Here is an 18,828-nt window from a genome sequence, read left to right as displayed (position 1 = left end):
AGCCATCTGGGTTCGATCAGGGTTCGATCAGGGTTCGATATGGTTGCCCGCGGCACGCTCGGTGCCCCAGGCCAGCCGGGTCTTGCTGGCACGCGCGAAGATGCGCTCGAGCGCGTCGCCGTCGCCCTTCTCGATCAGCATCTTCAGGTGCGCCAGCACCGACTGGTAAGTATTCAGCTCGCGCAGCAGCGCCTCGCGGTTGGCCACGCAGATGTCGCGCCACATTTCCGGCGATGACGCCGCGATCCGCGTGAAGTCGCGAAAGCCGCCGCCGGCAAAGTCCAGCTTCAGCGCCGCGTCCTCGGCATTGGCCACCTGCGCCACCAGCGCGTACGACAGCACGTGCGGCAAATGGCTGACCGCGGCGAACACCGCGTCATGCTGCACCGCCGACATCACGTGGCAATCCGCGCCGGCGCTTTCCCACATGGCGCGCACGGCGGCCACATCGGCGCGCGCGTTTTCCTGCAGCGGGCACAGCACGGTCTTCCTGCCCGCATACAGGTCGGGCAGCGCCGCTTCGACGCCGTTGAGTTCGCGCCCCGCGATCGGGTGCGCGGGCACGAACTGCGCGGCCTTGTCGCCCAGCGCGGTCTTGGCGGCGATGATCACGTCGGACTTGGTGCTACCGGCATCGGTGACGATGGTGCCCGGCTGCAAGTGCGGCTCCAGCGCGTGCAGCAAGGCGAAGTTCTGCGCCACCGGCGCGCACAGCACGATCACGCTGGCGCCGCGCGCGGCATCGGCCAGCGTCGCGGCCTCGTCGATCACGCCCAGGTCCAGCGCTTTCTGCAGCGACGCGGCCGAGCGCCCGACCCCGACCACCGTGCCCACCACGCCGGCGCGCTTGAGCGCCAGCGCGAGCGAGCCGCCGATCAGGCCGACGCCGACAATGACAACACGGGAAAAATGCAATGCACTCACAATCACAGGCCGCAAGCGGCGGTAGTTCGGTTCAGACCGAGGTAAGTCAAAGGGCGGCAAAAACCACCGGTGTTGGCAGCCGCCGGACTCAGGCCAGCGCCCGCTCCAGCGCCGCGATAAAGGCCGCGTTTTCTTCCGGCAAGCCGATGGTCACGCGCAGCCAGCGCGGCAGGTTGTAGTTGCCCACCGGCCGCACGATCACGCCTTGCCTGAGCAATGCCAGGTTCACGCGCGCGCCGGCGCCGTCATCATCGCCCACGCGCACCAGCACGAAGTTGCCGGACGACGGCACGTACTCCAGGCCGAGCCGGTCGAACGCCTGCGTCAGTTGCCGCTTGCCGTCGCGGTTCAGTTCCGCGCTGCGGCGCAGGAAATCCGTATCGGCGAGCGCGGCGATGGCCGCGGCCTGCGCCACGCTGTTGACGTTGAACGGCTGGCGGATGCGGTTCAGCAGGTCGGTCAGCTCCGGCTGCGCCACCGCGTAGCCGATGCGCAGTCCCGCCAGGCCGTAGGCTTTGGAAAACGTGCGCGATACCATCAGGTTGGGGTAGCGGCGCACCCAGGCAATCGCATCGTATTGCTGGTCGGCGTCGAGATACTCGTTGTAGGCCTCGTCCAGCACCACCACCACATCGCGCGGCACCCGCTGCAGGAAGGCCTCGATCTGCGCCGCCGGCAGGAAGGTGCCGGTCGGGTTGTTGGGGTTGGCGATAAAGACCAGGCGCGTATCGGGCGCGATCGCCGCGGCCATCGCGTCGAGGTCGTGGCCGTAGTCGCGCGCGAGCACTTCGATGGCGCGTGCGCCAATCTCTTGCGTGGCCAGCGCGTACACCGCGAACGAATACTCGGCATAGACGATCGACTGGCCCGGCTCCACCAGCGCATGCGCGGCCAGCTCCAGGATATCGTTGCTGCCGTTGCCCAGCGTCAGCCAGTCGGCGGGCACGCCGAAACGCGCCGACAGCGCACCCTTCAACACAAAGCCGTTGGCATCGGGATAGCGGCCCAGCTCGGCGACAGCCGCGGCCACCGCACTGCGCGCCGATTGCGGCATGCCCAGCGGATTCTCGTTCGACGCGAGCTTGACGATGGCGGCCTCGTCCAGGCCGAACTCGCGCGCGACTTCGGCAATCGGCTTGCCTGCCACGTATGGCGAAATCGCCCGCACATAATCCGGCCCGAATACCGTGGCGCCGCCCTGCTTGCCCTGCTCTGCCATCTCGTCTCCTTGTGCTGGTCCGGCTGCCTTACTTGCTCGACGGATACGAGCCGAGCACCTTCAGGTAGGCGGCGTTGCGGCGCAGCTCTTCGATCGCGCGCGCCACCGCCGCCTCATGCTGGTGCCCTTCCACGTCGACGTAGAAGTAGTATTCCCACGCGCCGCTGCGCGCCGGGCGCGACTCGAAGCGGCACATCGACACGCCGTTCTCTGCCAGCGGCGCCAGCAACTGGTACACCGCGCCGGCCTTGTTCGGCACCGACAGGATCAGCGAAGTCTGGTCGCTGCCCGACGGCTCGGTCTCGTAGCGGCCGATCACGGCAAAGCGGGTGCGGTTGTGCGGATCGTCCTGGATATGCGTGCGCACCAGGTGCAGGTGATAGCGGTTGGCGGCGGACTCGGCGGCAATCGCGGCGACCGTCGGGTCTTCGCTGGCCATGCGCGCCGCTTCGGCATTGCTCGACACCGCCTGGCGCTCGAGGTGCGGATAGTTGGCGGTCAGCCAGTGCTGGCACTGCGCCAGCGCCTGCGCGTGCGCGCGCACCACGGTGACACCCTTCATGTCGGGCGTCGACGCCATCAGGTTGTGGTGGACCTTGAGCGCGATCTCGCCGCTGATCTTCAGCGAGGTCTGCAGGAACAGGTCCAGCGTGCGCGACACCGCGCCCTCGGTGGAATTCTCGACCGGCACCACGCCGTATTCGACCGTGCCCGCCTCGACCGCGCGGAACACCTCGTCGATGCTGGGGCAAGGCACGCCCGACACTTCATGGCCGAAATGCGCGTACAGCGCCTGCTCCGAGAACGTGCCGGCCGGGCCCAGGAACGCCACTTCCAGCGGTTTCTCCAGCCCGCGGCAGGCGGACATCACCTCGCGCCAGATGGCCGCCACGCTTTCGCCCAGCAGCGGGCCCGGGTTGGCGCCCTGCACCTTGCGGATGACCTGCAGCTCGCGTTCCGGACGGAACACCGGCGCGCCGTACTTCTTCTTGACCTCGCCCACTTCGAGCGCCAGCTTGGCGCGGCGGTTCAGCATCGCCAGCAGCTCGCGGTCGACGGTATCGATCTGCTCGCGCAGCGGGCCCAGCTCGACCGACAGCTTGCGCTCGGCATCACTGAGGTGGCTGTCGCCGTTCTGCGGCGCATTGGGCGGCGTCTCCTCGCGCGCGGGGGTGCGGTCTTGGCTTGTCATGTTGTATCGATCCGGTGGGCCGCCGGGCGTGGCGGCCGGGAAAAACTGCCCGCGCGGGCCCATGCATGCCGTGCCTGGCATGCGCTGGCCCGCGAGCGGGAATGCGCGTCAGGCGGAGGTCCGCTCGAACTCGCGCATGAACTCGATCAGCGCCATCACGCCTTCCAGCGGCATGGCGTTGTAGATGCTGGCGCGCATGCCGCCCACGGTCTTGTGCCCCTTCAGCTGCACCAGGCCGTTGGCGCGCGCCTGCTGCAGGAAGGCCTCGTTGCGCGATTCGTCGCCGAGGAAGAACGGCACGTTCATGCGCGAACGGCAGCTGGGGTGGATCTCGTTGCGATAGAAATCGCTCTGGTCGAGGTAGTCGTACAGCGCCGACGCCTTGGCGATATTGCGCTGTTCGATCGCGGGCACGCCGCCCTGGCGCTTGAGCCACTGGAACACCAGGCCGGCGATATAGATCGCATAAGTCGGCGGCGTGTTGTACATCGAGTTGTGCTCGGCCACGAGGCGCCAGTTGAATGCCGACGGGCACAGCGGGTGGGCATGGCCGATCAGGTCCTCGCGCACGATCACGATGGTGACGCCGGCCGGTCCGATGTTCTTCTGCGCGCCGCCGTAGACCACCTGCACGCGCGACCAGTCGATCGACCGTGACAGGATATGGCTGGAAGCATCCGCCACCACGACGCGCTCGCCCTTGACCTGGCCGATATCGGGAATCTGCTGGAACTCGACGCCGACGATGGTCTCGTTGGTGCACAGGTGGACGTAGCTGGCATCGTCCGACAGCTTCCAGTCGGCCACGTCAGGAATGCGGTGGTACTTCTGCGCCTCGCTGGTCGCCGCGATATTGACCGTGCCGTAGCGGCGCGCCTCCTGCTCGGTCTTGACCGACCAGGTGCCGGTGACGACGAAATCGGCCTTGGGTGCGTCGGCATGGCGCAGGCGCATCAGGTTCAGCGGCACGATGCCGTTTTCGCCGATGGCGCCACCCTGCAGGAACAGTACGCGGTAGTTGGCGGGAATATGCAGCAACTCGCGCAGGTCGGCGATGGCCTGGGCCTGGATGCCCTCGAACTCGCGGCTGCGGTGGCTCATCTCCATCACCGACACCCCGGTCCCGCGCCAGGACAACATCTCCTCGGCAGCCTGTTGCAGCACTTCGGCAGGCAGCGCTGCCGGGCCGGGCGAGAAGTTGTAGACGCGTTCGGCCAATGCACGCTGCATCATGCCGGCAAGAGCGGGATTCTGGGGATCGTTCATGAGACGGGGGAATGGAAAAATGGCTGCCGGTGTTACCCAAGCAGCCATTATCCCTCAAACCCGCGCCCCGTTGGGCGCCCGGGGGTCAGCCCCCAGGCGGCCGCGCCCGACAGCACGTCATCGGACGGGCGGCGGCGGATCCGTTGCGGATCACGCCGGCATCACTTCGAAGCGGCGGTGATTTCCTTTTCTGCGGCGTCGCGCATCGACTTGCCGACCTGCGGGCCGTACTTCTGCATCATCGAGCCCCAGATCTCCTGCGTGGCCTTGCCCTGGTTGGCCATGAACTTCTGGCCGGTCGGCGACTTCAGGAAGGTGGTCAGATCCTTCAGTTCCTGCGTGGTGTAGTACTTGCCGAAGGCATCATAGTGCGCCTGGATGGCGTCCTTGCGGAAGCCGTCGGTGGTGAACGCCGTGCCGGCGCCATCCACGATGCGCTGGACCGCGCCGTTCTTCTTCAGCTTTTCAACGGCGGCCTGCTTCTGCTTGTCGTTCAGGGTCTTGTTTTCGACCAGCACCTGCTCGAGGACCAGCGGCGCTTCCTGCTTGGCGCCCTGCTGCCAGTTCTCTGCCTGGCCCTTTACAGCCTGGTCTGCCTGCATGACGGAAAGCAGTTCCTTGATCGCCGCCGTCTTTTCCGCATCCTGGGCGTGGGCATGCTGCGCCATCATGAAGGTCGGAACGAAAGCAGCCAGAACAGCGATACGTCGATAGGTTTTGAGCATTGTGACTCCCTGGTAAATACGTCCGTTTTAGTCCGGACAGCCGCGGGGCGAGTTCCGGCTGGCGTCCTATTGTTGCAACAACTTACGTTTGGTCTTACGGCTTCGCGTCGGCATCCGCACCGGCGGCGCCCTCGGCACCTTCAGCACCTTCGGCACCCTCGGCCTCGTCCGGCTCTTCGCCATTGCCGCCGTTGTCGGCATCGCTTTCCACGATGCGCTGCAGCCCCGACAGCTTGGTGCCTTCATCGACGTTGATCAGCGTGACGCCCTGCGTGGCGCGGCCCATCTCGCGGATCTCGGCCACGCGCGTACGGATCAGCACGCCGCCGGTGGTGATCAGCATGATTTCGTCTTCCGGCGACACCAGTGCGGCAGCCACCACACGGCCGTTGCGCTCGCTCGTCTGGATCGCAATCATGCCCTTGGTGCCACGGCCATGTCGAGTGTACTCGGCGATCGGGGTGCGCTTGCCGTAGCCGTTCTCGGTCGCGGTCAGCACGCTGCCGCGCACGCCGGCATCCGCCGTCTCTTCGGCGGTCTCCGCAGGCGCCACCAGCATGGCGATCACGGCCTGCCCGTCTTCCAGGTTCATGCCGCGCACGCCGCGCGCCTGGCGGCCCATCGGTCGCACATCGTTCTCGTCGAAGCGCACGGCCTTGCCGGCGTCGGAGAACAGCATCACGTCGTGCTGTCCGTCGGTCACCGCGGCACCGATCAGGTAATCGCCCTCGTCGAGGTCGACCGCGATGATGCCCGCCTTGCGCGGGTTGGAGAATTCCGTCAGCGCCGTCTTCTTGACCGTGCCGCGCGCGGTGGTCATGAAGATGAAGTGCTCGGCGTCGAACTGCCGCACCGGCAGGATGACGTTGATCTTCTCGCCTTCCGACAGCGGGAACATGTTGACGATCGGGCGGCCGCGCGAGTTGCGCGAGCCCTGCGGCACCTCGTAGACCTTCAGCCAGTAGAGCCGGCCGCGGTTGGAGAAGCACAGGATGTAGTCGTGGGTATTGGCCACGAACAGCGTGTCGATCCAGTCGTCTTCCTTGGTCGCCGCCGCCTGCTTGCCCCGGCCGCCGCGCTTCTGGGCCCGGTATTCGGAGATCGGCTGGCTCTTCATATAGCCGCTGTGCGACAGCGTGACCACCATGTCCTGCGGGGTGATCAGGTCCTCCGTATCGAGTTCGGTCGCGTTCAGCTCGATCTGCGAACGGCGCTCATCGCCAAATTCGGCGCGGATCGCGGTCAGTTCGTCGACGATGATGGTGGTTATGCGTTCCGGACGCGCCAGGATGTCGAGCAGGTCGGCGATTTCCGCCATGATGTCGCGATATTCCTGGACGATCTTGTCCTGTTCGAGCCCGGTGAGGCGTTGCAGGCGCATTTGCAGGATTTCCTGCGCCTGACCGTCAGACAGCCGGTACAGGCCATCGGCCTGCATGCCGAATACCGCCGGCAGCCCGTCCGGCCGGTACGATGCGCGCCCGCCAGGGGTTTCGCCTTCGGCACGCGCCAGCATTTCGCGGACCAGGGCGGAATCCCACGCCTTGCCCATCAGTTCCTGCTTGGCGATCGGCGGCGTCGGCGCGGCCTTGATGATGGCAATGAACTCATCAATATTGGCCAGCGCCACCGCCAGGCCTTCCAGCACATGGCCGCGCTCGCGCGCCTTGCGCAGCTCGAACACGGTGCGGCGGGTGACAACCTCGCGGCGGTGCGCCAGGAAGTACTCGAGCATCTGGCGCAGGTTCAGCAGGCGTGGCTGGCGGTCGACCAGCGCCACCATGTTCATGCCGAAGGTGTCCTGCAGCTGGGTGTTCTTATATAGGTTGTTGAGGACGACCTCGGGCACCTCGTTGCGCTTGAGCTCGATCACCACCCGCATGCCGGACTTGTCCGACTCGTCGCGGATGTCCGAGATGCCTTCGATCTTCTTTTCGGTGACCAGCTCGGCGATGCGCTCGAGCAGGGTGCGCTTGTTGACCTGGTAGGGCAGCTCGTCGACGATGATGGCCTGGCGCTGGCCGCGGTCGATATCCTCGAAGTGCGTCTTCGCGCGCATCACCACGCGGCCGCGGCCGGTGCGGTAGCCTTCGCGAACGCCCTGGATGCCATAGATAATGCCGGCGGTCGGAAAATCCGGAGCCGGAATCAATTCAATCAGCTCATCCACGGTCGCCTGCGGGTTGCGCAGCAGGTGCAGACAGCCGTCGATGATTTCATTCAGGTTATGCGGCGGGATATTGGTGGCCATGCCCACCGCAATACCCGACGAACCATTGATTAGCAGATTGGGAATACGCGCCGGGAGAATCGAGGGCTCTTTTTCGGAGCCGTCGTAGTTGCTGTCGAAATCGACGGTTTCCTTGTCGATGTCATGCAGCATCTCGTGCGCGATTTTCGACAGGCGGATTTCGGTATAACGCATGGCCGCGGCGTTATCACCGTCCACCGAACCGAAATTCCCCTGGCCGTCGACCAGCATGTAGCGCAGCGAGAAGTCCTGCGCCATGCGCACGATGGTGTCGTAGACCGCCGTATCGCCGTGCGGATGGTACTTACCAATCACATCGCCGACGATACGGGCCGACTTCTTGTAGGCGCGGTTCCAGTCGTTATTGAGCTCGTGCATCGCAAACAGCACGCGCCGGTGCACCGGTTTCAGGCCGTCCCGGACATCGGGAAGCGCGCGCCCGACGATCACGCTCATGGCGTAATCGAGGTAGGAGCGGCGCATTTCCTCTTCTAGGGAGACCGGAAGGGTTTCTTTTGCGAATGGATCCATTGCGGCGTGGTTTATGCGGCAGGTTTAAGCGAATGAAAGGCCCTTTGGCACGCGGCGCCGGTGGGCGCCTGACGGCTGGGCAACGTGCCATTCTAACATGCCGGCACCCCCTGCCCGCGGCTCTCCGGACAGGCCCCGCAGCGCCCCTCGCAGACCCGCGCTGAAACCCGGAATCCCTGATGCCACAAGGCTTTGCGGGCGACACAAGACCCATGTTGCACAAACACCACAGGCCCAAAACCCATGCGGCGAATCGAATATATTTACTTCTTAGGAAACGACCCTTGTGGCACAATTCCCCAGCGAAGAGCCAGACATTGTTCGAAGTGGAGCATCCGCCACATCGAGAATGTTATACTCCGAAGAATGTATGACTTGTTTTCGTCCATTTGCTCGCAGTAACCCTGCGGTGATCTCATCCTGAGAGGAGAAATATGAAAAAATTTGCCAAGCTCGCGCTCGTTGCAGCTACCGCAGTAATGGCTGCATCCGCTCAAGCTCAGTCCGTCCCTTATGAAAAGAAGGCAGTGAACGACAACTGGGGCAACGGTACGAGCGAGTACGTGTGGAAGAATGGCACGAACGAGCTCTGCTGGCGCGACAGCTCCTGGACCCCGGCCACGGCCAACGCGCTGTGCGACGGCGCCCTGGCCCCGGCCGTAGCGGCTCCGGCACCGGCTCCGGTGGCTCCTCCGGTGGTTTCGAGCGAGAAGGTCACTTTCGCTGCTGACACCCTGTTCGACTTCGACAAGGCTGTGCTGAAGCCCGAAGGCAAGGCCAAGCTGGACGACCTGGTCTCGAAGCTGCAAGGCATCACGCTGGAAGTCATCATCGCAGTGGGCCACACCGACTCGTTCGGCTCGGACAAGTACAACGATCGCCTGTCGATCCGCCGCGCTGAATCGGTCAAGGCTTACCTGGTGAGCAAGGGCGTTGAAGCCAACCGCGTCTACACCGAAGGCAAGGGCAAGCGCCAGCTGAAGGTTGATCCGAAGTCGTGCAAGGGCAACCGCAAGTCGCAGATCGCCTGCCAGCAGCCGAACCGCCGCGTGGAAGTCGAAGTGGTCGGCACCCGCAGCGCACGTTAATCGGAACCCTTCCGATCCAAAGAGCCCAGCGCAAGCTGGGCTTTTTTTTTGGTACAGTTGCCCGGACTGTCCCCTTCCATCACCCGCCGCGGCCAGCGCCGCCGGCCCCGCATACGATGACGTTGCAATCGCAAACCCTCCCCGCAACCGACGCCGCCAGCCAGCATCCGCCGCGCCGGAATGCCGACCCCAAGGAAATCGATAAATTCAGCGAACTGGCCCACCGCTGGTGGGATCCGCAGAGCGAGTTCAAGCCGCTGCATGAGCTGAACCCGCTGCGCCTGGGCTGGATCGATGGCATCGCCGGGCTGGCGGGCAAGCGCGTGGTCGACGTGGGCTGCGGCGGCGGCATCCTGTCCGAAAGCATGGCGCGTCTCGGTGCCACCGTCCGCGGCATCGATCTCTCCAGCAAGGCGCTGAAGGTGGCCGACCTGCACAGCCTGGAGTCCGGCGTTGCCGTGACCTACGAGGAGATCGCCGCCGAAGCGCTGGCCGCGCGCGAGCCGGCCAGCGTGGATGTGGTGACTTGCATGGAAATGCTGGAACACGTGCCGGATCCGGCTTCGATCGTGCAGGCGTGCGCCACGCTGGTCAGGCCGGGTGGCCATGTGTTCTTCTCGACCATCAACCGGAATCTGAAGGCGTACCTGCTGGCGATCGTTGGCGCGGAATATGTGCTGAACATGCTGCCGCGCGGCACCCACGACTACGATAAGTTCATCACGCCCTCCGAGCTCGCGCGCTTCGCGCGCCAGGCCGGCCTGGACCTGGTCGAGATGCGCGGCATGACCTACAACCCGCTGTCGCAGGTCTATACGCTGGGCCGCGACACGGACGTGAATTACCTGATGGCGTTCCGCCGGGTGGCGGCATGAGCGCGGGGATTGCAGGCGTCTTCTTCGACCTCGACGGCACACTGGCCGACACCGCCCCGGACCTCGCTGCCGCGGCGAACCGGCTGGTGGTCGAACGCGGCCGCCCGGCCGTGGCCTATGACAAGCTGCGCCCCGTGGCCTCGCATGGCGCACGCGGATTGCTGGGCGCGGCCTTCGGCCTGCGTCCGGAAGATGCGGAATTCGCGGCGCTGCGCGATATCTTCCTGGACTACTACGAAGCCGACATCGCGGTGCACACCCGCCTGTTCGACGGCATGCCGCAGGTGCTGGCCGCACTCGAGGCGGCGGGCATCCCGTGGGGCATCGTGACGAACAAGATCGCGCGCTTCACGGTGCCGCTGGTCGCCGCGATCGGGCTGACTCCGCGCGCCAGCGCCGTGGTCAGCGGCGATACCACGCCGCACGCCAAGCCGCACCCTGCCCCGCTGCTGCATGCCGCCGCCAGCGCCGGCGTCGACCCGCGCCGCTGCGTCTATGTGGGCGACGACCTGCGCGACATCCAGGCCGGCAAGGCCGCCGGCATGATCACCGTGACCGCCGCCTATGGCTACTGCGGCGATGGCGACCCGCCCGAGGCCTGGGGCGCGGATCACCTGATCCGCCACCCCGCGGAGCTGATCCCGCTGCTGGTGCCCGCGGCGATTGCCTGAAAGTGCGTCGGCAGTAACAACGGGCCCGGCCTGGAACTCCCCAAGACAGCTTGCGTCCAACCGGGTACAATCCAGCTTCCTCACTGGGGCCGACCTGGTTTCGACGTGGGTTACAAAGCAGTGGAGGGCATACCGAGGACCCGTCACCTCGTTAATCAATGGGAATGCAATAACTGCTAACGACGAACGTTACGCACTGGCAGCCTAAGGGCCGCCGTCCTCGCACTGGCTCGCTGACGGGCTAGGGTCGCAAGACCACGCGAGGTCATTTACGTCAGATAAGCTCCGGAAGGGTCACGAAGCCGGGGACGAAAACCTAGTGACTCGCCGTCGTAGAGCGTGTTCGTCCGCGATGCGCCGGTTAAATCAAATGACAGAACTAAGTATGTAGAACTCTCTGTGGAGGGCTTGCGGACGCGGGTTCGATTCCCGCCGGCTCCACCAGTATTCAGTCCGATGCAGTATCAGCAGGACCAGAAACCCGCGACAGCTCAGGCTGCGCGGGTTTTTTTCTTGGCCCGGCGCCATCCCGGACAAGCGCAGGAAGAAAACACCATCCCCAGTTTTGGGGATGCCGCGGCCGCCACGCCGGCCCATGATGCGATGCGGGCGATCCGCGATTCGCCCGCTGCCACTTCGAGCCCTCGTCCACCCTGGCCGAGGGCTTTTTCTTTGCCGCGCCCCCCCCGGGTGAGGGAAATTTTCCGACCCCAAAATAGGCCAAGCCTTATCGCTTCACGAGGGTGCGGGTCCTATCGTAGCAAGGAACTTTGACAGGCATGCCGCTGGTTGTCATGGGCCGGTTCCCGCGCCGCGGGAGTTTCGCAAGGCAAGCCACATCCCTGACCCTGCTATGAACGGAACACAATTCTTCACTATCCTGCGCCGCTGGCTCGTCGTGCTGGCGTGCTTCGCGGCCCCGCACCTTGCCCATGCGACCTGCACTGCGACCCCGTCGATGCCCTATTTGCAGACCCTCAACAGCATGGCGGTCGCGGTCAACCTGTCCGTTGGCAGCACCATCCCCGGAACGGTGCGCCAGTACCAGTTCAGCGGCGCCTGCGCCAACGTGCCACCCTGGGTGGTGCCTGGCGCGCCCATCGTCTCGTGCTACTACGGGTCCGGTACCGAAGTGTTGCCGGGTGTCTATTCGACCGGTGTAGCCGGCGTCGGCATCCGCCTGCGCAATGCCGCCGGACAGCCGATGACAAATGCGTCGGGCATCTGGTGCGACACCCGCTCGGCCAACCTCGGCACCCTCAAAGCCGACCTGACCTATTCCGTTTCAGTGACCATCGAGTTCGTCAAGACCGGGCCGATATCGCCCGGCAGCCTCGACCCCGCCCAGACCCGCTTTGGCTTCGGCGTCTATAACGGCTCGGTGGATGGCGCACTGGGAGGCACCGGCAATGCCACCAACTACATCGGATTCTCCGGCACCATCGCCACGCGCGAAATCGCCTGCAATGTCCTCTCTCCCCCCACCGTCAGCCTGCCGGCGATCAGCGCCAAGACCCTCGCAACGCAGGGCTCCGGCGGCAACACGCCGTTCGCCATACAGCTGACCTGCAACAGCGCGGCCATCGTCGGCATGACGCTGGACGGCGCCCCCGGCACCCCAGTCAAGTCGGCTTCGTCCGGCATCCTGGGCCTGAGCAATGCCGGGGCCGCCGGCGCGGCGAGCGGCGCCGGCGTGCAGATCGTCAACGCCAGCGGCACCGCGCCGGTACCGCTTCAGGTGCGCAATGCCATGGGCAACATCCAGGCCAACACACCCGCCACTTATCGTTTCGGCGCCCGCTATGCCAGCCTCGGCGGCACCCTTTCGCCCGGGAACGTCACCAGTTCGATGGTCTTTACGCTGGACTACCAGTAGCCGCTGTCGCGGCGGTGAAGTGCCCGACGGGATGGTCCGGCGCTACATCCGGGAATCGAAGGACTACAATACCCGGCTGCAGTCCTTGAAGGCTTTCGCGATGTCCGACCACCCCCGCTTCACCATCAACCGCTCGATGATCGCCCTGGTTCCGGAACAGCCGTTCCTGGACTGGATCCAGGCGGTCGATCCCCAGCCCGTCGCCGGCCTCACGCTGGAGCAGGTGCGCGAAGACCAGAGCGTGTTCCTGCTGCCCGAGGAACTGGCCGACACGCACGAGAACGCCGTACGCTGGGTCGAGAAGCGCTGGCAGGATTTCTTCGAATTCATGCTCGGCGAATGGTTCGACGACTCGGCATGGCCCGAGGAGCTCTCGCTGAAGATGTTTCGCGAGTGGTTCAGCGTGCGCTATCACTCGATGGTGTTCGACATGGCGCCCGAGGTCCCGGTAATGCACGACGACTGGGACGACGAAGACGATTCGTCCGAGCTGCTGCACTGATCTCCCGGCTCGCCAGACGCGCAAGCCAGGCTTGCGCGTCCCCAATCCTCAAAGGAAACGATCGAGGATCTTGCGGCTGTGCTTGTCCAGCGCCATCAGGTCGCGGATCAGGTAGTGGATGCCGTGCGTGTCCGAGATCAGCAGCGTGTTGCCGGCCAGGCGCCGGATCGCCTCTTCGCCGCGCAGCACCAGGTCGGTCTGGCCGCGGTCGGTCTTCACCGTCCACACGCTGGGCGTGGCGTAGGTCGACACACCGACGATCCGCTCGATTTCCGGCATGAACTCGCGCGCGGCGAGCTCCGCTTCGATCATGTCGCGTTCGGCGACCGGCAAGTCTTCCAGCCGCGGAATCCATACCACCTCATGCCCGTCGGTGCTCATCATGCCGATGCCGCCCCGAGGCGCCGAGATCGGGAAGGCGCGCACCGGCACCACGCCTTCATGGACGGTGCCGTCCTCGGCAATCAGTACCAGGCGGCCGAACGGATTGCGGTCGAGCGTGAACACGGGGGTAGTCGCGGCGGCGAGGTCATTGGGCATGGGCGGTCTCCGGGATGTCGATGGCCGCTTCGGCGTCGTCGTCTTCGGTGTCGACATTGCGCGCCTGCGCCTGGTAAAGCTTGTAGTACGCGCCTTCGCGCAGCAGCAGTTCGTCGTGGCTGCCGACTTCGACGATCTGGCCGCGGTCCATCACCACCAGCCGGTCGGCCTTGCGCAGCGTCGACAGGCGGTGCGCGATGGCGATGGTGGTACGGCCCTGCACCAGGTTGTCGAGCGCCTTCTGGATTTCCTTCTCGGTGGCGGTGTCGACCGACGAGGTGGCCTCGTCCATGATCAGGATGCGCGGGTTGATCAGCAGCGCGCGCGCAATCGAGATGCGCTGGCGCTCGCCGCCCGACAGCGCCTGGCCTCGTTCACCGACCAGCGAGTCATAGCCGTGCGGCAGCCGCAGGATGAACTCATGCGCGTGCGCGGCCCGCGCGGCGGCAATGATCTCTTCACGCGTGGCGTCCGGCTTGCCGTAGGCGATATTGTCGGCAATCGTGCCGAAGAACAGGAACGGCTCCTGCAGCACCAGGCCGATATGGCGGCGGTACTCCGACACCGGCAGCGAGCGGATATCGACGCCGTCGACACGGATCGCGCCTTCCGAAACATCGTAGAAGCGGCAGATCAGGTTGACCAGCGTGCTCTTGCCCGAGCCGCTGTGGCCGACCAGCCCGATCATCTCGCCCGGCGCGATTGACAAATTCAGCCCGCGGATCACCGCGCGGTTGCCGTAGCGGAAGCCCAGGTCGCTCATGTCGATGGCGCCCTCGACCCGTTCCAGTTTGGCCGGCCGCACCGGCTCGGGCACGCTCGACACATGGTCGAGGATGTCGAAGATGCGCTTGGCGCCGGCGGCGGCCTTCTGCGTCACCGACACGATCCGGCTCATCGAATCCAGCCGGGTATAGAAGCGGCTGATATAGGTCAGGAACGCCACCAGCACGCCCACCGTGATGGCGCTGTGCGACACCTGCCAGATGCCGAACACCCACACGATCAGCAGCCCGATCTCGGTCAGCAGCGTCACGGTCGGCGTGAACAGCGACCAGACCGCATTGACGCGGTCGTTGATCGCCAGGTTGTGCTTGTTGGCTTCGCGGAAGCGCGACACTTCGCGCTTTTCCTGGGCGAACGCCTTGACCACGCGGATGCCGGGGATGGTGTCGGCCAGCACGTTGGTGATTTCCGACCAGATCCGGTCGATCTTCTCGAAACCGTGGCGCAGGCGGTCGCGCACCAGGTGGATCATCCAGGCGATGAACGGCAGCGGCACCAGCGTCACCAGCGCCAGCCACGGGTTGATCGATACCAGGATCACCGCCGTCATCAGGATCATCAGCACGTCGGTGGCAAAGTCGAGCAGGTGCAGCGACAGGAACACGCAGATACGATCGCTTTCCGAGCCGATGCGCGCCATCAGGTCGCCGGTGCGCTTGCCGCCGAAGTACTCGAGCGACAGCTTCAGCAAATGTTCATAGGTGGTTGTGCGCAGATCGGCGCCGATGCGCTCCGATACCCGTGCCAGCAGGTAGGTGCGCGCCCATCCCAGCGACCACGCCACCAGTGCCGCGCCAAGCAGCCCCGCCAGGTACAGGCGCACCAGCCCGTAGTCGATCGGCACGCCGTTCTGGAACGGAATCAGCACCTTGTCCATCAGCGGCATGGTCAGGTACGGCGGCACCAGCGTGGCGGCGGTCGACAGCAGCGTCAGCAGGAAGCCGCCCAGCAGTTGCCAGCGGTATGGTCGCGCGAAGCGCCACAGCCGCAGCAGCGCCCAGGTCGACGGGGGCGTTTCCAGCTCGCGGCTGCATTGCGGGCACTGTTCCTCGTCCGGCGGCAGCGGCGCCTTGCAGGTCGGGCACAACACCTCGCCCGCCGCGCTGGCCGGGCGTGACGCGGCGGCGTCGCGCTGGGCCTCGAACTGGTCCGCCAGCCGCAGGGCCGCGGGATTGTAACCAAGCGTATATCGCCAGGTGGCGAGCCGGCCGGCGGGGCCGCTCAGTTCCAGCGTGCCCACCCCTGCATGGTCGGTATGCGACAGGCGCAGCGCCGGGGCGATGTTCCATTCCCGCACATTTTTTTCGCCGGGGGCGCGGGCGACGATGCGCTGGTCCGTCACAACCAGCCACCCTTGGGTAAAATGCAGCCTCGCGTCGAGGTCCAGTGCCAGTCCGGCCAGCACGGTTTCGCCGGGTCGGAGCCACGATCCGGCTTCAGCCCGCCAGGGTTCATCGGCGGCAGTGGCGGTAGGGACAGGCAGGGAGGACTGGGTCATGGATGGCGCGGCGTGCGTCCAGGGGTTGCGGACATAACTTGAAACAATTTAGGCCGGGCACGCGCTGGCGGCCCGCGAATTCGCCCGCAGTATACATAACGACGAACGCCCCGGTGCCCTGATGCATTGCACAATCACTTTTACACCAAGAAAGTCAACCCGCTTCGTGCTGTAACGTTACTGAAAGGTTAGGCTTCCATTTCTCGGGCGTTCCGCCCACTGCCTCAAGCTAATTCAATGAAAAAGAAGGACATTGAGATTTTCGATGTCATGTCGCTGCGCGGCCCGAATATGTGGACATATCGGCCCGTCCTGGAGGCATGGGTCGATATCGGGGAACTGGAGGACTTTCCCTCCAACACGATTCCGGGGTTCTACGAGCGCCTGTCGGCCTGGCTGCCATCGCTGATCGAGCATCGCTGCAGCATCGGCGAGCGCGGCGGCTTCCTGCAGCGGCTGAAGGAAGGCACCTGGCCGGGCCATATCCTGGAACACGTGACGCTTGAGCTGCAAAACCTGGCGGGCATGCCGGGCGGGTTCGGCAAGGCGCGCGAAACGCCGGTGCGAGGCGTCTACAAGGTGATCGTGCGCGCCTGGCACGAGGAAGTCACCCGCGCCGCCCTGTTCGCCGCGCGCGACCTGGTGATGGCGGCGATCGAGGACCGTCCCTATGACGTCCCGGCGACGGTCGACCACCTGCGCCGCCTGGTCGACAAGCATTGCCTGGGCCCCAGCACCGCCTGCATCGTCGATGCCGCGGACGACCGCGACATTCCCGCGATCCGCCTGTCGGACGGCAACCTGGTGCAGCTCGGCTACGGCGCGCGGCAGCGCCGCATCTGGACCGCCGAGACCGACCGCACCAGCGCGATCGCCGAGAGCATCTCGCGCGACAAGGACCTGACCAAGAGCCTGCTGGAATCGTGCGGCGTGCCGGTGCCGGAAGGCCGCCTGGTCGAATCGCCCGAAGATGCCTGGGATGCCGCCGAGGACATCGGCGTGCCGGTGGTGGTGAAGCCCTATGACGGCAACCATGGCCGCGGCGTGTTCACCAACCTGATGACCCGCGAGGAAGTCGAAACCGCCTACGGCGTGGCCCTCGACGAGGGCAGCGGCGTCATCGTCGAGCGCTTTATCCCCGGCAACGAGCACCGCCTGCTGGTGGTGGGCGGCCGCCTGGTCGCCGCGGCCATGGGCGAGACCGCCAGCGTGGTCGGCGACGGCAAGTCCACCATCGACGAGCTGATCGAGCTGCAGATCAATTCCGATCCGCGCCGCGGCAGCACCGAGGACCACCCGCTCAACCGCGTGCGGCTCGATTCCGCCGCGCGGCTCGAACTGAAGCGCCAGGGCATGGACGGCAGCTCGGTGCCGCCGGAAGGCCGCCCGGTGCTGATCCAGCGCAACGGCAACGTCGCCTTCGACGTCACCGACCGCGTCCATCCCAGCGTCGCCGCGCATGCCGCGCTGGCCGCGCGCGTGGTGGGGCTGGATATCGCCGGCGTCGACCTGGTGGCCGAGGACATCTCGCGCCCGCTGCACGAACAGCGCGGCGCCATCGTCGAAGTCAACGCCGGCCCCGGCCTGCTGATGCATATCAAGCCCGCCGAGGGCACGCCGCGCCCGGTGGGCCGCGCCATCGTCAACCACCTGTTCCCCGAGTCGGAAGACGACCAGGGCCGCATCCCGGTGGTGGGCGTGACCGGCACCAACGGCAAGACCGTGGTGGCGCGCCTGGTGGCGCGCCTGCTGCAGCTGTCGGGCAAGCATACCGGGCTGGCCTGCAGCGACGGCCTGTACCTCGACCGCCGCCAGGTCGAAAGCGGCGACCGCGCCAACTGGGAAGCCGGTCACCGCATCCTGATGAACCGCGCGGTCGAGGCCGCCGTGTTCGAGAACGACAGCGGCAGCATCCTGTCCGAGGGCCTGGCCTATGACCGCTGCCAGGTCGGCGTGGTCACCAACTTCGACCAGCCCGACCACCTCGGCGACTATTACGTCGAAGACGAAGACCGCATGTACAACGTGCTGCGCACGCAGGTCGACGTGGTGCTGCAGAACGGCGCCGCCGTGCTCAACGCGCGCGACGAACGCCTGGTCGAGATGGCCGGGCTGTGCGACGGCGACGTGATCTTCTTCGGCCTGACGCCCGAGCTGCCCGCGATCATGTCGCACCGCGCCGCCGGCAAGCGCGCGGTGTATGTGCGCGAAGGCAAGATCGTGCTGGCCACCGGCAGCAGCGAGACCGCGCTGGTCGACGTGGCCGCGGTGCCGCTGACCTACGCCGGCCGCGTCGCGTTCCAGGTCGAGAACGTGCTGGCCGCGGTCGCCGCCGGCTGGGCGCTGGGCATCTCCAATGACCTGATCCGCGCCGGCGTGGTGACCTTCGATGTCGGCCAGGTCGACGTGCCGGGCCGCTTTACGATGTTCGAGCGCAACGGCGCCACGGTGGTGGTCGACGATGCCCACAACGCCCCCGCGCTGGAAGCGCTGGCGGCCGCGCTGGACCGCTTCCCGGCCGAGCGCCGCATGGTGGTCTACGGCGCCGGCGTGCAGCGCCGCGACGACGACCTGGTGCGCCAGGGCAAGGCCTTGGGCCAGCATTTCGACCGCGTGTTCCTGTGCGAGGACCGCAGCGTCAAGCGCGCCCTGCCCGACGCCGAAGCGCGCGCGCTGCTCAAGCAGGGCCTGTACGAAGGCCGGCGCGTGACCAAGATCATCGACGAAGGCACTCGCGCCAGCGCCATCGAAACCGCCCTCGGCCAACTGGTGCCGGGCGACCTGCTGGTCCTGCAGTGCGACGAGGCTGCCACCGGCGCCACCGTCGACCTGGTGCACCACTGGATGGGCCAGCCTGCCCGCCGCGCCTGACGCCCCCAGCCTA

General features: G+C 66.0%; 14 protein-coding genes and 1 other RNA gene. 7 read left to right on the top strand and 8 right to left on the bottom strand.

Annotated elements, in window-relative coordinates:
• Positions 1 to 27 precede the first annotated feature (27 nt).
• The 6 genes from CBM2594_RS05120 to gyrA all read right to left on the bottom strand — a co-directional run bounded on the left by CBM2594_RS05120 (position 28) and on the right by gyrA (position 8,108).
• On the bottom strand, positions 28 to 924 hold the full coding sequence (locus tag CBM2594_RS05120) for a prephenate dehydrogenase/arogenate dehydrogenase family protein (RefSeq protein ID WP_116357694.1): 897 nt from the start codon (positions 922 to 924) through the stop codon (positions 28 to 30).
• Positions 925 to 1,012: 88 nt separating this feature from the next.
• A complete protein-coding gene (gene hisC / locus CBM2594_RS05115) occupies positions 1,013 to 2,143 on the bottom strand; it encodes a histidinol-phosphate transaminase (protein ID WP_116355896.1) in 1,131 nt (376 codons plus the stop codon).
• A 28-nt stretch (positions 2,144 to 2,171) separates the two neighbouring features.
• The gene (pheA, locus tag CBM2594_RS05110; RefSeq protein ID WP_116357693.1) at positions 2,172 to 3,335 is read right to left on the bottom strand and encodes a prephenate dehydratase; all 1,164 of its coding nucleotides are present in this window, start codon (positions 3,333 to 3,335) and stop codon (positions 2,172 to 2,174) included.
• A 108-nt stretch (positions 3,336 to 3,443) separates the two neighbouring features.
• Positions 3,444 to 4,601: a 3-phosphoserine/phosphohydroxythreonine transaminase gene (gene serC, locus CBM2594_RS05105; protein ID WP_116355895.1), complete on the bottom strand. Its 1,158-nt coding sequence runs from the start codon at positions 4,599 to 4,601 to the stop codon at positions 3,444 to 3,446.
• 161 nt (positions 4,602 to 4,762) lie between these two features.
• A complete protein-coding gene (locus tag CBM2594_RS05100) occupies positions 4,763 to 5,326 on the bottom strand; it encodes a DUF2059 domain-containing protein (RefSeq protein WP_116355894.1) in 564 nt (187 codons plus the stop codon).
• A gap of 94 nt (positions 5,327 to 5,420) precedes the next feature.
• Positions 5,421 to 8,108 (bottom strand): DNA gyrase subunit A, encoded by a 2,688-nt coding sequence (gyrA, locus tag CBM2594_RS05095; RefSeq protein WP_116355893.1) that lies wholly within the window; start codon positions 8,106 to 8,108, stop codon positions 5,421 to 5,423.
• A 434-nt stretch (positions 8,109 to 8,542) separates the two neighbouring features.
• Between gyrA and ompA the strand changes: the two genes are divergently transcribed.
• The 6 genes from ompA to CBM2594_RS05065 all read left to right on the top strand — a co-directional run bounded on the left by ompA (position 8,543) and on the right by CBM2594_RS05065 (position 13,120).
• Positions 8,543 to 9,196 carry an outer membrane protein OmpA gene (gene ompA, locus CBM2594_RS05090; protein WP_012352078.1) on the top strand — a complete coding sequence of 218 codons (654 nt, stop codon included), beginning with the start codon at positions 8,543 to 8,545 and terminating at the stop codon, positions 9,194 to 9,196.
• A gap of 116 nt (positions 9,197 to 9,312) precedes the next feature.
• Positions 9,313 to 10,071, top strand: a complete 759-nt coding sequence (gene ubiG / locus CBM2594_RS05085) for a bifunctional 2-polyprenyl-6-hydroxyphenol methylase/3-demethylubiquinol 3-O-methyltransferase UbiG (RefSeq protein WP_116355892.1) — start codon at positions 9,313 to 9,315, stop codon at positions 10,069 to 10,071.
• Complete coding sequence (gene gph, locus CBM2594_RS05080) at positions 10,068 to 10,742, top strand: phosphoglycolate phosphatase (protein ID WP_116355891.1); 675 nt, start codon at positions 10,068 to 10,070, stop codon at positions 10,740 to 10,742. The genes ubiG and gph overlap by 4 nt, the downstream gene beginning before the upstream one ends.
• An 85-nt stretch (positions 10,743 to 10,827) precedes the next feature.
• Positions 10,828 to 11,186, top strand: a transfer-messenger RNA (tmRNA) gene (gene ssrA, locus CBM2594_RS05075).
• 409 nt (positions 11,187 to 11,595) lie between these two features.
• Positions 11,596 to 12,618, top strand: coding sequence for a fimbrial protein (locus CBM2594_RS05070; RefSeq protein ID WP_232346563.1), 1,023 nt, complete (start codon positions 11,596 to 11,598; stop codon positions 12,616 to 12,618).
• Between the two features lie 100 nt (positions 12,619 to 12,718).
• The gene (locus CBM2594_RS05065; protein ID WP_116357691.1) at positions 12,719 to 13,120 is read left to right on the top strand and encodes a hypothetical protein; all 402 of its coding nucleotides are present in this window, start codon (positions 12,719 to 12,721) and stop codon (positions 13,118 to 13,120) included.
• A gap of 48 nt (positions 13,121 to 13,168) precedes the next feature.
• On the opposite strand, the gene CBM2594_RS05060 is transcribed toward CBM2594_RS05065, so the two are convergent.
• A complete protein-coding gene (locus tag CBM2594_RS05060) occupies positions 13,169 to 13,660 on the bottom strand; it encodes a cyanophycin metabolism-associated DUF1854 family protein (protein WP_116355890.1) in 492 nt (163 codons plus the stop codon).
• The gene (locus CBM2594_RS05055; RefSeq protein ID WP_116355889.1) at positions 13,650 to 15,944 is read right to left on the bottom strand and encodes a cyanophycin metabolism-associated ABC transporter; all 2,295 of its coding nucleotides are present in this window, start codon (positions 15,942 to 15,944) and stop codon (positions 13,650 to 13,652) included. Before CBM2594_RS05055 ends, CBM2594_RS05060 begins: the two co-directional genes overlap by 11 nt.
• 237 nt (positions 15,945 to 16,181) lie before the next feature.
• On the opposite strand from CBM2594_RS05055, the gene cphA reads away from it, so the two are divergent.
• Positions 16,182 to 18,815 (top strand): cyanophycin synthetase, encoded by a 2,634-nt coding sequence (gene cphA / locus CBM2594_RS05050; protein WP_116355888.1) that lies wholly within the window; start codon positions 16,182 to 16,184, stop codon positions 18,813 to 18,815.
• Positions 18,816 to 18,828 lie beyond the last annotated feature (13 nt).

The organism is Cupriavidus taiwanensis (assembly GCF_900249755.1).
Classification (GTDB): Bacteria; Pseudomonadota; Gammaproteobacteria; order Burkholderiales; family Burkholderiaceae; genus Cupriavidus; species Cupriavidus taiwanensis_D.
The sequence above is the reverse complement of the archived record's forward strand: the minus strand, read 5'-3'. Positions and strand labels throughout refer to the sequence as shown.